General features: G+C 47.0%; 1 protein-coding gene. It reads left to right on the forward strand.

What is annotated here, in order from left to right; all coding sequences use genetic code 11:
- Nucleotides 1-741: elongation factor Tu (locus tag FKQ60_RS17305; RefSeq protein ID WP_170906827.1), on the forward strand; the 741-nt coding region annotated here is incomplete at its 5' end.
- Nucleotide 742: the final 1 nt, after the last annotated feature.

The following is a 742-nucleotide window of genomic DNA, read 5'->3' on the forward strand; positions in this document are numbered from 1 at the left end:
CTTGTAGAGATGGAAGTTCGTGAACTTCTTTCTGAGTACGATTTCCCAGGCGACGACCTACCAGTAATTCAAGGTTCAGCACTAGGTGCATTGAACGGTGAAGAGCAGTGGGAAGCGAAGATTGTAGAACTAGCAGAAGCGCTAGATTCATACATTCCAGAGCCTGAGCGTGCAGTAGACCAAGCATTCCTAATGCCAATCGAAGACGTATTCTCAATTCAAGGTCGTGGTACAGTAGTAACAGGTCGTATCGAGCGTGGTATTCTACGTGTAGGTGACGAAGTGGCTATCGTTGGTATCAAAGATACAACGACTACTACTTGTACAGGTGTAGAGATGTTCCGTAAGCTGCTTGACGAAGGTCGTGCAGGTGAGAACGTAGGTGCACTACTACGTGGTACTAAGCGTGATGACGTAGAACGTGGTCAAGTACTAGCGAAGCCTGGTTCAATCACTCCACACACGAAGTTTGAATCAGAAGTATACGTACTGTCAAAAGATGAAGGTGGCCGTCATACTCCATTCTTCAAAGGCTACCGTCCACAGTTCTACTTCCGTACAACGGACGTAACTGGTGACATTTCTCTACCAGAAGGCGTAGAGATGGTAATGCCAGGCGACAACATCAAGATGGTTGTAGAGCTAATTGCACCAATCGCGATGGACGAAGGTCTACGTTTTGCTATCCGTGAAGGTGGCCGTACAGTAGGCGCTGGTGTTGTAGCTAAAGTTATCGCTTAAT

It is taken from the genome of Vibrio sp. A11 (assembly GCF_013048705.1).
GTDB classification, from domain to species: Bacteria; Pseudomonadota; Gammaproteobacteria; order Enterobacterales; family Vibrionaceae; genus Vibrio; species Vibrio metschnikovii.